The organism is Acinetobacter sp. CIP 102129 (genome assembly GCF_000368305.1).
Classification (GTDB): Bacteria; Pseudomonadota; Gammaproteobacteria; order Pseudomonadales; family Moraxellaceae; genus Acinetobacter; species Acinetobacter parvus.
The window spans coordinates 335,680-348,523 of the sequence record NZ_KB849339.1; the positions used below are offsets into that span (position 1 = coordinate 335,680).

The 12,844-nt window shown below is 42.1% G+C and carries 11 protein-coding genes and 2 pseudogenes; 10 read left to right on the forward strand and 3 right to left on the reverse strand.

Going from position 1 to position 12,844, the window contains the following annotated elements; genetic code table 11:
* The first annotated feature begins 1 nt into the window (after position 1).
* From arsB to trxB, 3 genes are read left to right on the forward strand one after another with little or no spacing between them, the layout of a single operon-like run.
* Complete coding sequence (arsB, locus tag F973_RS03210) at positions 2-1,045, forward strand: ACR3 family arsenite efflux transporter (protein WP_004759971.1); 1,044 nt, start codon at positions 2-4, stop codon at positions 1,043-1,045.
* Between the two features lie 5 nt (positions 1,046-1,050).
* Positions 1,051-1,755 (forward strand): arsenical resistance protein ArsH, encoded by a 705-nt coding sequence (gene arsH, locus F973_RS03215; RefSeq protein WP_004759973.1) that lies wholly within the window; start codon positions 1,051-1,053, stop codon positions 1,753-1,755.
* 18 nt (positions 1,756-1,773) lie between these two features.
* The gene (gene trxB, locus F973_RS03220) at positions 1,774-2,724 is read left to right on the forward strand and encodes a thioredoxin-disulfide reductase (protein ID WP_004759975.1); all 951 of its coding nucleotides are present in this window, start codon (positions 1,774-1,776) and stop codon (positions 2,722-2,724) included.
* 93 nt (positions 2,725-2,817) lie between these two features.
* On the opposite strand, the pseudogene F973_RS03225 reads toward trxB, so the two are convergent.
* Positions 2,818-4,040 (reverse strand): annotated as a pseudogene (locus F973_RS03225) (IS256 family transposase).
* Between the two features lie 88 nt (positions 4,041-4,128).
* On the opposite strand from F973_RS03225, the pseudogene F973_RS15655 reads away from it, so the two are divergent.
* The 6 genes and pseudogenes from F973_RS15655 to F973_RS03250 form a co-directional block, all read left to right on the forward strand.
* Positions 4,129-4,230 (forward strand): annotated as a pseudogene (locus F973_RS15655) (hypothetical protein); the annotation flags it as partial.
* A gap of 212 nt (positions 4,231-4,442) precedes the next feature.
* Positions 4,443-5,171: a HesA/MoeB/ThiF family protein gene (locus F973_RS03230; RefSeq protein ID WP_378251358.1), complete on the forward strand. Its 729-nt coding sequence runs from the start codon at positions 4,443-4,445 to the stop codon at positions 5,169-5,171.
* 57 nt (positions 5,172-5,228) lie between these two features.
* Complete coding sequence (locus tag F973_RS03235; protein WP_004680857.1) at positions 5,229-6,527, forward strand: ABC1 kinase family protein; 1,299 nt, start codon at positions 5,229-5,231, stop codon at positions 6,525-6,527.
* Between the two features lie 28 nt (positions 6,528-6,555).
* Positions 6,556-6,936 carry a dihydroneopterin aldolase gene (gene folB / locus F973_RS03240; RefSeq protein ID WP_004677684.1) on the forward strand — a complete coding sequence of 127 codons (381 nt, stop codon included), beginning with the start codon at positions 6,556-6,558 and terminating at the stop codon, positions 6,934-6,936.
* Positions 6,893-7,327, forward strand: coding sequence for a 2-amino-4-hydroxy-6-hydroxymethyldihydropteridine diphosphokinase (locus tag F973_RS03245; protein ID WP_004680856.1), 435 nt, complete (start codon positions 6,893-6,895; stop codon positions 7,325-7,327). Before folB ends, F973_RS03245 begins: the two co-directional genes overlap by 44 nt.
* A gap of 41 nt (positions 7,328-7,368) precedes the next feature.
* Positions 7,369-7,920 carry a DUF2799 domain-containing protein gene (locus F973_RS03250; protein ID WP_004680855.1) on the forward strand — a complete coding sequence of 184 codons (552 nt, stop codon included), beginning with the start codon at positions 7,369-7,371 and terminating at the stop codon, positions 7,918-7,920.
* Positions 7,921-7,965: 45 nt separating this feature from the next.
* Here F973_RS03250 and coq7 read toward each other — a convergent pair whose 3' ends face one another.
* Both coq7 and F973_RS03260 read right to left on the reverse strand, forming a co-directional pair.
* Positions 7,966-8,601: a 2-polyprenyl-3-methyl-6-methoxy-1,4-benzoquinone monooxygenase gene (coq7, locus tag F973_RS03255; RefSeq protein WP_004677677.1), complete on the reverse strand. Its 636-nt coding sequence runs from the start codon at positions 8,599-8,601 to the stop codon at positions 7,966-7,968.
* A 3-nt stretch (positions 8,602-8,604) separates the two neighbouring features.
* Positions 8,605-9,927 (reverse strand): MFS transporter, encoded by a 1,323-nt coding sequence (locus F973_RS03260; RefSeq protein WP_004758157.1) that lies wholly within the window; start codon positions 9,925-9,927, stop codon positions 8,605-8,607.
* A gap of 163 nt (positions 9,928-10,090) precedes the next feature.
* Between F973_RS03260 and F973_RS03265 the strand changes: the two genes are divergently transcribed.
* Positions 10,091-12,814, forward strand: coding sequence for an autotransporter assembly complex protein TamA (locus F973_RS03265; protein WP_004759978.1), 2,724 nt, complete (start codon positions 10,091-10,093; stop codon positions 12,812-12,814).
* Positions 12,815-12,844: the final 30 nt, after the last annotated feature.

Here is a 12,844-nt window from a genome sequence, read left to right on the forward strand (position 1 = left end):
CATGGCTCAACAAAGACTGTCATTTTTAGATCGTAACCTGACGCTATGGATTTTCATTGCGATGGGGTTGGGGATTGCGATAGGTGTGTTCTTTCCGCAAGCTTCCGTTACTTTAGACAAAATGAGTGTGGATTCCGTCAATATTCCAATTGCGATTGGTTTGATTCTGATGATGTATCCACCTTTAGCCAAAGTGGACTATGCTACTTTGCCACAAGTGTTTAAAGACAAGAAAACCTTAACTTTATCGCTGGTACAGAACTGGGTGATTGCACCAGTACTGATGTTTGCATTAGCCATTATTTTTTTACATAGTTATCCAGAGTACATGACAGGCTTGATCCTGATCGGTTTGGCTCGCTGTATTGCAATGGTCTTGGTGTGGAATGGCTTGGCGTGTGGAGATAACCAATATGTTGCTGCATTGGTTGCTTTTAACAGTATCTTCCAGATTTTATTTTTCAGTAGCTATGCTTGGTTGTTCTTGACTTTCTTACCACCTTATTTCGGTGTTGCAGGGCAAGTGATTAATGTCGATTTCTGGACCATTACCCATGCGGTACTGGTGTACTTAGGGATTCCATTTTTCTTTGGCTTTATGACGCGATTCACTCTAGTAAAAGCTAAAGGTCTGGATTGGTATCAAAATGTCTTCTTACCTAAGATCAGTCCACTGAGTTTGTTGGCTTTATTATTCACGATTGTGGCGATGTTTAGTCTCAAAGGGAACGATGTGGTGAGCTTGCCACTCGATGTCTTGCGAATTGCCATTCCATTGACGATTTACTTTATCGTGATGTTCTTCATCAGCTTCTTCATGAGCAAATGGATGGGGAACGATTATCCTAAAACCACAGCAATTTCTTTTACTGCTGCGGGGAATAACTTTGAATTGGCGCTGGCCGTAGCGATTGCGACCTTTGGTTTAGCTTCACCAGTCGCATTTACCACGGTGATCGGCCCATTGGTTGAAGTACCAGTGTTGATTGCTTTAGTCAGTGTGTCTTTGTGGCTTAGAAAAAAGTTTTTTAAAGAAGAGGTGTAATTTCTATGACTCTCCCAAATGTAGATATGAATCTTTTGGATCAACCGACTTTAGAAAAGGTACAGGCCAAAGCGCTAGATCATCCACCCCGTATTTTACTGCTCTATGGTTCTAACCGTGAGCGTTCATACAGCCGATTGGCGGTGATGGAAGCTGGTCGTATCTTAGAGCAGTTTGGTGCAGAAGTTAAAATCTTTCATCCTAAAGGGCTGCCTTTACCTGAAGATGCGGACACTGAACATCCAAAGGTTAAAGAGTTGCATGATTTACTCGCTTGGTCAGAAGGTATGGTGTGGTGCTCGCCTGAGCGTCATGGCTCCATGAGTTCAATTTTCAAATCGCAAATTGATTGGATTCCATTGGCTGGCGGTGCGATTCGAGCAACACAAGGCAAGACGTTGGCCTTGATGCAGGTGAGTGGGGGGTCGCAGTCTTTTAATAGCGTCAATCAAATGCGTATTTTAGGGCGGTGGATGCGCATGATCACGATTCCGAATCAGTCCTCAATTCCGAAAGCATTTTTAGAGTTTGAAGAAGATGGTCGAATGAAAGCATCATCGTATTACGACCGTATCATGGATGTGATGGAGGAGTTATATAAGTTCACCTTGCTCACTCGTGGACAAAGTCAGTACCTCACAGATCGTTATTCAGAGCGCAAAGAATCTGCTGAAGAGTTATCTAAACGTGTCAATCAGCGAAGTTTGTAGAATGCTGGAGAAAACTAAATGCAAAATCAACATTCTCGTCTAATTATTTTAGGTTCGGGACCTGCGGGTTATAGTGCAGCCGTATATGCAGCTCGTGCCAACCTCAAACCAACATTGATTGCTGGACTACAATTAGGTGGGCAATTAACAACAACGACTGAAGTTGATAATTGGGTTGGCGATGCTGAGGGCTTAACGGGTCCTATACTTATGGAGCGTATGCAGGCGCATGCAGAACGCTTTGGTACAGAAATGGTCTATGATAACATCAATGAAGTGGATCTTAAAACTCGTCCATTCGTACTTAAAGGTGACATGGGTGAATACACTTGTGATGCACTGATTATTGCAACAGGTGCAACGGCTCAATATCTAGGACTTGAGTCAGAGGCAGCTTTTATAGGGCAGGGGGTGAGTGCTTGTGCGACTTGCGATGGCTTTTTCTATAAAAACCAAAATGTCATGGTGGTTGGTGGTGGTAACACTGCGGTTGAGGAAGCTTTATATCTGTCAAATATCGCTGCACATGTGACACTGGTACACCGTCGTGACAGCCTGCGTTCTGAAAAGATTTTGCAAGACCATCTTTTTGCCAAAGAGAAAGAGGGCAAAATCAGCATTATTTGGAACCATCAAGTTGATGAGGTTTTAGGTGACAACACAGGTGTAACGGCGGTACGTATTAAATCCACTCAAGATGCAAGTATCCAAGATGTTCAAGTGAAAGGCTTGTTTGTTGCGATTGGACATAAACCCAATACAGGAATGTTTGAAAGTCAATTGAACCTACGTGATGGCTATATCCAAGTCCAAAGTGGAACTGCGGGTAATGCAACAGCTACATCTATAGAGGGGGTATTTGCTGCGGGTGATGTGGCAGACAGTATTTATCGTCAAGCGATTACTTCCGCTGGTTCGGGTTGTATGGCGGCATTGGATGCTGAAAATTATTTAGACAATCAAGAATAATCAATACATTCACTGGAAAAAATCAAGCAAACTCCGCCTCTTATGGGTGGAGTTTGCTTTTGAGGGTGTAAATAATTCTGTGTAAATACAGTTTTAAAAATACTTGGTTACACGCTCTTCAAACATGATACTAAAGCGATTCATGGCAGCTTTCCAATTCTGAATAGGCATCGTCCATTTTTTGCTTGCTGCCATAATTGCTAAATATACCACCTTTTTCACGGAATCATCAGTTGGGAAGATTTTTCTTTTCTTGGTCGCATGGCGGATAACGCTGTTCAATGATTCAATCGCATTGGTCGTGTAAATCGCTTTGCGAATATCCATAGAGTAAGCGAAAAACGTGTTTAGATTCGACCAGTTGGCAAGCCATGACTTGCTGATTTGAGGATACTTCTCATCCCATTTTTGTCCAAATTCATCTAAAGCCTGTAAGGCTGCGTCTTCTGTAACAGCTTGATATATCTTTTTTAAATCGGCTGTGACAGCTTTGTAGTCTTTCCAACTCACATATTTAAGGTTGTTGCGTACCATGTGGATGATACACAACTGAATATGCGTATCAGGGTAAATTGTATTGATTGCATCAGGAAAGCCCTTCAGTCCATCTACGCAGGCAATCAGAATATCCTTTAAACCACGATTTTTCAGTTCTGTAAGGACTGAGAGCCAAAATTTAGAACCCTCGTTTTCTGACATCCACATACCTAATAGGTCTTTCTGTCCGTCTGTATTGACACCTAATGCCAGATACACCGCTTTGTTAATAATCGTACTATCTTGACGCACTTTCACGACGATACAATCCATATAGACAATAGGATAAAGGGCATCCAATGGTCGATTTTGCCATTCTATTACTTGTTCTTTAACTGCATCCGTCACTTTGGAAATAAGCGTTGGGGAGACGTCCGCATCGTACATTTCCTTGAATGTGGCAACAATATCTCGTGTCGTCATGCCTTTGGCGTATAGGGATAGGATTTGGCTATCCATTTGTGTGATACGCCTTGCGAAGCGCTGCTTCTCATCTTCTTGATCAGCTGGGGCTCAAAAGTGCCATCACGATCTCTAGGCGTGTCTAGTTCAAATTCACCATCATCAGTAAATAGCCGTTTGGTTGTATAGCCATTACGTGTATTTTTGCCTATACGAGGACTATTCTTCTCATAGCCTAAATGTTCAGTCAGTTCAGCATTGAGTGCAGTTTCAACGGTGAGTTTCTTTAGAGCTTTACTGAAATTATTCAGGTCAGCTTCTGTTTTTAAGTTCTTGGCAAATTCTTTTGCCAATGCCAGCATTGCTTCATCTTTCATGGTAAACACCTGTGTTGCCCCCCAACAGCGTTGAGGGATAGTTTAAGCGTTTACACAGTTTTATTTACAGTCTCATAGCGAACTAACGACATTATCTTTTTCGACTTTTTCGACTTTTTCGACTTTTTCGACTTTTTCGACTTTTTCGACTTTTTCGACTTTTTCGACTTTTTCGAGAAAAAACCGATGAATGTCACATAAAATCTTAAAATTAAAAAAATAAGCTCTTGTTCTGATATAAATGCTTCAGCTATTTAGCAAGAGACTGTTTCTGTCAAAATAAAATTTATTACTTTCCTCAAAACATACATCCACTTAAAATCAGCAACATGATTGAGCTATACAGAAGCAAGCCACGTGTCACAACATCCAGAAAATGAATTTGAACTCAGTAATGATGAAATGCATCTCTACAGTCGACAAATTTTATTGGAGGGTTGGGATATCGAGGCGCAAGAAAAACTCAAGCTTGCCAATGTGCTGATGATTGGCGCTGGTGGAATCGGCTGTACCAGTGCGGAACTGCTGGCGCGGGCAGGTGTGGGTAAAATTACCATTATTGATGCGGATACCATCGAAATCAGCAATTTGCAAAGACAGATCGCATTTACTTCAAATGATTTAGGTCATTATAAGGCAGAAGTCTTAGCCAAACATCTTCAAAAAATTAATCCTCATATACAGGTGAACTATCAAAATAGTCGTTTTGATGAAAGTAATGCTGATGAATTGGTACGGCACCAAGATGTCGTTTTAGATGGTTGTGATAACTTTAGTACCCGATATTTAGTTAATGCGCTGTGCAAAAAACATCAAGTTCCCTTGATTAGTGCTTCGGCCATTGGCTTTGAGGGACAATTATTTATGGTTGAATCAGATTCAGCATGTTATGAGTGCCTGTTCCCAAAAGAGCAACATGCCAATGAAAATCTACGCTGTGCAGACTCTGGTGTTTTGGCAACAACACCTGTCACAATTGCAGCATTACAGGCTCATCACGCATTACTGTTTTTAGGGCTTGGTTTAACGCCACTCAGGCAAAAATTATTACTTTGGAATGGTTTAAACCTTTCCCAACGCATTTTACAGTTTGAAAAAGATGAAAATTGTCCGATTTGTCAGGCAACTTGATCAGTAAATTAAGCAAAATTTGCTAAACTAACGCCATCTATGAGGCACTGAAAGATTATGAAAAGAAATATTTTATTTGATGGACTGCGTTCCATTGGGCGTATAGGTGAAACTGTGATTGTTGCGGCACAGGCAGGTGTCAAATATGCAACAGAAAAACCAAGCAATGCTAAATTGATGCGTGAAACTTTTGAATCATTGGGTTCAACTTACATTAAGCTAGGACAATTTATTGCCAGTACCCCATCTTTATTTCCTCGTGAATATGTTGAGGAATTTCAAGGCTGCCTAGACCAGACGCCAACCTTACCTTTCAGCTATATTCAGGGCGTATTGAATGAGGAGTTTGAGGGCAGGAACCTCAATGAAATTTTTAGTTTTATTGATGAAAAACCATTGGCTTCTGCATCAATCGCGCAGGTGCATGCCGCAAAATTGGTTACAGGCGAAGATGTGGTAATTAAAGTCCAAAAGCCTGGTGTGGAAACCATTCTATATACCGATTTAAATGTGGTGCATTGGGCAACCAAGCTGCTGGAACGTGCTGTACCTAAAATCAAGTTCGCATCACTTTCCGAGATTGTTGATGAAATCAAGGTCCGTATGGTACGGGAAGTGGACTTTATTGAAGAGGCGCAAAATCTGGATGATTTCATTCAATATCTGAATGTTTCGGGTAATCAGGCTGCCACAGCACCAAAGGTTTACCATCAGTTTTCGACTCGCCGTGTGTTAACCATGCAACGTCTTTATGGTGTGTCATTAACTGACTTTGATGTGGTAAAAAAATACGCAAAAGACCCAACCCAAGTGCTGATTACCGCGATGAATACATGGTTTGGAAGTTTAATGCTGTGCAAGAGCTTTCATGCCGATTTACATGCTGGAAACCTGATGTTGCTTGAAGATGGCCGCATTGGCTTTATTGACTTCGGTATTGTAGGTCAGTTAAACCCAGAGGTCTGGAGTGCATGTATGGCATTTATGGACGCGCTACAACATACCAACTATACGGCAATGGCTGAAAACATGCTGAAAATGGGCATGACTCATCAAAAAATTGACACTCAGGTACTTGCAGATGACTTGGAGCGTCTGTTTAGTGGTGTGCTCTTGGCCGATCCTCAGGAAATTCTAAGCTCTAATCCAGCAGACCTTAATGACATCATGATGGATATGATTGGCGTAGGTGAGCGTCACGGTATCAAGTTTCCGCGTGACTTCGCCTTGTTATTCAAGCAAATGTTATATTTTGATCGTTTCATGCGTGTTCTCGCACCATATACCGATATTTATGCTGACCAGCGTTTGAAAATGGTTCACAATATTGAATCTGCTTCATTGTTAAAGCATTAATCTTATTTATCGGTTTATTAAGGTCATTATGGATGCCATTATTATTGAGGGACTAAAGGTCGATACCGTAATCGGTTGTTTCAACTGGGAGCGTCAGATCATCCAACCTTTAATGCTGGATTTAACCATTCATAATGACCTGACTCAGGCTGCATGTTCAGATGAGTTGGACGATACACTCAACTACGCCCAAATCTGTGAGCTTGCGGCACAAGTGATTCAGCAAGCCAAACCCAAACTCATTGAGCACGCTGCTCAACTTGTATTGAACTGTCTATTTTCTACATTTCCATCAATTGAATCGATCAGCATTACCATTCGTAAACCCGCCATTATTGCCCAAGCCAATGCAGTAGGAATTCGCCTTGAACGCAACAGAAACGATTTTTGCGCTCGCACTGGCCAGTAATGTTCAGCAGCAGCAAAATTTCACTTTTGCCTATGCTCAACTTGCAGAACTGGGGCATGTGGAATTTTCACCGATTTACCAGATTCCATGTCGGGATGGAATTGGGGCAGATTACTGGAATTCAGCCTGCCTATTACGAAGCACTTTATCGGTTGATGACATTATCGAGACTTTAAAACGATTAGAGACACAGTCGGGACGTGTTCGCCCATCGCATCATATTAGTCTGGATATTGATGTGATTGCATGGGGCGCAAACTTAACAAATATGCAATTCAATCCAAAAAAGTTACCATTGGCCCTGGATGTCAAAATTCCACTCTATGATTTATGGCAGCAAGCTGATTTAATTTATGATCAACAGATTCATTACCCTGTCATTACAATGTAATGTTTTGCTGTAAATAAATTGATAATAATAGGAATAGTTGTATGAAAATTATTTTACCATTTTCTATTTTGACGTTTTTGCTTTCTGGTTGTGCCGCCATGAGCGTTGAACAATGTAAAACTGCAAACTGGTTAAATGTCGGCGAAAAAGATGGTGCGGCTGGGCGCGAATCACGTTTGGACCAGTATTATTCCTCTTGTCAAAAAGCCAATATTATTCCAAATCAAAGCCTATATGAAAAAGGTTATCAGAAAGGTTTGAGCTATTATTGCCGACCTGAAACCATTTTCAATGAGGCATTAGAGGGGCGTGGTGATTTTCGGGTTTGTCCTTTGGAAAAGCGTGAGTCTCTACGAAGGTATTATCAGGTTGCCAATAATTATTATCAGGCGAATTCAGAATTTAACCGTTCACAAAGTGATTTAAACTACTATCTCAAAGAATTGGAACGTAAAGATTTATCGGTAAAAGATCGGGATGATTACAAAAAACGGCTTTATGATTTACGCTTAAACAGTAGTGCTGTGCAATCTCGTTATCAGAATGCGGTTAGGAATCTGGAACGATTTAAGGCAGAGCATGGATTACGTTAAGCGTTGATATAAGCGGGAGTCATTCGATATGACTCCCTTAATTTCTTAAAGATAATAACTGGTTTTTGTCATCAATTTTGAAATTGCAGTCATGGTGATTTTGACTGGCACGGGTAAGTCCACGCCGCCAGCCTGTAAGGCGGTATCACGATGATGCAGCTCATCTTCATTCATTTGCTCTAATATTTTGCGTGAACGTTCATCATGTTCGGGCAGTTGTTGCAAATGTTGCTGTAAATGCTGGCTGACTTGACGTTCCGTTTCAGCGACAAAGCCGAGACTGTATTTGTCCCCAGCAATGCCTGCAATGGCACCCATACCATAGGAGAGACCGTACCAGATTGGATTGAGTACACTGGTGTGGCTGTCTAGTTCTTTCAAACGATCTTCACACCATGCCAAATGATCCTGTTCCTCAATCGCCGCTTGCTGCATTTCCTGACGTACATGGGGGAGTTTTGCTGTCAGTGCCTGACCATGATAAAGCGCCTGAGCACAAACTTCACCACTATGATTGACACGCATTAAACCTGCGACATGACGGGCATCACTGACACATAACTGTGATGGTTCATCGGTAGCAGGGTTTGTACGTTGGGAGCTTGTCGCACCTGGAACCAAACTACGCAGTGCCTGGTCAAATGAGTTGATCAGTTTATCGAGACCTGTGTAATGACGCATAGATTAATCCTCTAAAGTATTCGACGTATCTGCCAGCAAGGGTTTAAGTCGTTTTAATAACCAGAATGAAAAAATCGCACTTAAAATGGCGGTGATGATAAACAAGATTTTAATATCAATTTTTAAAATGCTTAAGATTAAAATTGAGAAAATTGCAGAGGACACCATGAACACCGCATTTAAAATATTATTCGCCGCCACCACACGGGCACGATGGGAACGTGGTGAATAGGCTTGCATCATGGCATAGAGTGGGACGATATAAAACCCGCCGCTAATTCCCAGTAAGGTTACGGCAAGCATGACATGGTAATACACCATGCCACCTGTAAACATATCTTTTAATGAAAGCAGTTCGCCTGTGCGTTCAGGCACAAAAGCAAGGCTTGCAGCCAGATAAACCGCAAATAAGGTTAAGCCAATCGCGCCATAAGGCACCATCTTAATATTAATTTCACGCCCACCAATCTTTCGGCATAGTAGTGAACCTACACCAATGCCGATGGAGAAAAAGGTAAGTAATAAGCTAACCACATTTTCTGAAGCGTGGAGATTTTGTTGGCTAAGCTGGGGAATCTGGGTGAGATAAGTCGCCCCATAAAACCAGTACCATGAATTGCCAAGCAGAATCGTAAAAATCAAAGGGATGCCTTTGACATATTTCAAGGTTTGGAAGCTGGTTCGAAAAAAGTTCCAGTCAATTTTAAGGTCAGGCTCGGCCACTTTTTGCGGCAGAATAAAACGGCTGGATAAATAGCCTAAGCAGGCAATAGTTACCACTGTGATGCTAATCCACAGCAAATTACCCTCAGATGAGGCAATCACCGCACCGCCCAGAATCATACCGACCAAAATGGCGATAGATGTACCCGACTGGAACAATGCATTTCCCGACATCAATTCCTGTGGTTTAAGGATTTCAGGCAGAATGGCGTACTTGATTGGCCCAAAACAGGTGGAATGTGTTCCCATCAGGAATAAGGCAAATAACAGTAGCCATAAATTACCCAGTAAGAAACCTGCGCTCCCAATCAGCATAATCACGATCTCAAGAATCTTGATAAAGCGGATTAGTTGAGAACGCTCGTATTTATCGGCAATCTGTCCTGCGGTGGCGGAGAAGAGAAAGTAGGGCAATATAAACAGTAAAGCGGCTAAATTGTTGAGTGTGCTGATGGGTGCAGACTGTTGTTGAATCCAGCCATAGGTAATCACCAGAAGGAGCGCCTGCTTATAAACATTGTCGTTGAGCGCACCAAAAAATTGAGTGAAAAACATCGGTGCAAACCGACGAGATGTCATTAAGCGGTCATCTTGTTTCATCATTTGTTCACTTCATTGTGTTTTATAAAAAAATGTGACGAACTGTAAAAATGCACTAAAATGCATGTATGATATTTTTTAATGTTTGATTGGATGAAAATCAAAGATTTGAATAAATTTTTATCCACAAAAAACGACACATTAAAAAATAAGTTTAGAGTTCTACATGCCATCTCAAGCAAAGTTTAAACCGTCTGCACTGAGTCATTCTATGCATTTAATTTTTAAAATGCAGGGCTTTCCTAAACTTATTTGTGGTGGGTTTCTGATTAGTTCTTGTATATCAGTTGCTTGTGCACAGGAAAAAATCACGGAGCTGGCTAAAAATGAAGCGCTGGAATCCTCAACTACACAGCTTGAGGCAAAAACAGTTGCTGAAACCATATCACCTCAACCGCAACTGGACAGTGAACCCCAAACCGTTTCGGTACCACAACAAGACAGTTTGGCTGCGTTAAAACAGCAGGAACAGGCCGCAAACCAGATTGAAGAATTAAAACCGATCCAAATGGAAGACAATCTGGAAGATTTGCCCAGCATGACGATTGATCAGGGCATGGCAGATGAAATTTTCCGTGTAGCTGAAGAGGCGAAAAAAGAAGCCCAGAATTCCCGTGACAATGCGGCAAAAACGCCTGCTGTGCTGGTCAATGATGTTTCACAAACTGAGCTCACGGAAGTCACCAAGGCCCCTGTCAACATTGACAAACTGATGCAGGACATCCAGACCGACAGTAAAATTGTGGTTGAGGCCAATGAAGCAGGACGAACCCTGCCTGAGTTCCAGCCCCAGCCTGAATCATCACAGGAAAAAGTCGGATTTTTTAGAAAGATATGGAATCGGTTCCATCCTGAAAACCTGCTTAATGCCGAAAAAACTCCACGTATCACTGCTGATGTGACGGGTGCACCTCCCGTACTTGCCACCAATATCAAGGCCAAACTATCCAGCTTTACTCAAGAGGCTTTTGAAGACTTCAATCTGGCTTTACCCCAGTTAAGGGCCTTAACCAATCAAGCTGCACAGGCGGTTGGTTATTATAATGCGGTATATAAATTTGAACGGTTGAGTGACAGCAGGGTCAGAGTGATTGTCACACCCAATGAGCCTATCCTGATTAAAGAGCAAAATATTGAATTTTCGGGGGCTGGTGAAAGATTACCTCAACTACAAGTGATTCGTTTAATTCCAGAACAGGATGAGGGTGATATCTTTAATCATGGCAAATACGAAGAAACCAAAACAAAAATTGTCAGTGCAGCCAATGATAACGGTTTCTTTGATGCCTACTGGCGTTTGCATGATGTCAAGATTACGCAGCCTGATAAAACAGCAGAGATCAACCTGAAATATGAGACGGGTGAGCGTTATAAGCTGAAAAAAGTCGAATACCGTATGAGTGACCCAAGCAAGCCACTGCCGCTTACCCAAAAAGTGCTTGATAGTTTGGCACCGTGGAAAGAGGGTAATGACTACGCATTTTGGCGTGTCAATGTCTTAGCAAATAACCTGACCAATACCCGTTATTTCAATTACACCCTTGTTGACACCATCAAGCCAGACCCGATTCAACCTCCTTTGGAATTGGCGCCTGACTTACAGGCATTGGTAGACCAGCAGAAACTTCAGCAGTCACAGTTGATGAATAGTCAGCAAAAGGCTGATCTGGCACGTCAGAAAGTTACCTCTGCACAGGAAGTCACACAAAATGTGGTCGATGAGACCGTATTCTCTGGTGGCGAGTCTGCACAGGCCTATTCAGTTGCCCGCACAGCACCACGTTCACATGACCATGATGATGAAGATGAGGAACGCCACAAGCTTGAAGAGCAAACCCGAATCGAGAAAAAAATTCCAATCGTGGTGACATTGAATGCCGATAAATTAAATAGTCTGGAAACGGGTGTCGGTTATGGAACTGATACAGGTGCGCGTATTCGTAGCCAGTATCGTCGTGCCATTGTCAATAAATATGGACATTCTTTTGATGCCAACATTGAATTGTCGCAGATTCGTCAGTCCATTGATGGACGCTATAGTATTCCCTACAAGCATCCACTTAATGACTATTTTAACCTTGTCGGTGGTTATGAGCGTGAAGAGCGTGATGATATTGGTCCAGGTGTGAACCTGCTGGTGGAGTCAGCAGTCATGGGGGGCGAACGGGTGATTAAAAATCCGTTGGGTGACTGGCAAAATACCTTTGGCTTACGTTACCGTCTGGATCGCTTAACCAAAAAAGGCGATATTGATGTCAATGAACTTCCTGACGCGTTTAAGGTTTCAGGAATCGACTCCGAACAGGAATCCTTGCTGCTCAGTTATGAAGCGTCAAAAACCAATGCCAATTCACGTTTAAACCCAACCAAAGGCTTTAAACAGATTTACAAGGTTGAGCTGGGTACAGAATCATTATTGACAGATGCCAACATGGCCATCCTGACGGGAGGCTGGCGTTTTATCTATTCAATGGGTGAAAATGACAACCACCAGTTTGTGGGGCGTGGCGACACCAGCTATATCTTTACCGACAACTTCAACAAGGTTCCTTATAATTTACGTTTCTTCACAGGTGGGGATCAGTCGTTACGCGGTTTTGACTACAAGAGCCTATCACCAGAAGAAGATGGCTATAAAATTGGTGGACAGGCCTTAGCCTTGGGATCACTTGAGTATAACTATCAATTTAAAGATGGCTGGCGTGCAGCGATATTTTCTGATTTTGGTAATGCCTATGATAAGCAGTTTAGCAATCCAACCGAGTACAGTATTGGTGTGGGCATACGCTGGAGATCACCGATTGGGCCGATTCGCCTAGATGTTGCTTCAGGTATCTCGAATGACAACAACCCAATCCGACTCCATTTCTTTATTGGTCCACAGCTTTAATAACTTTTTAAAAAACCTTTAAAAGGTCAA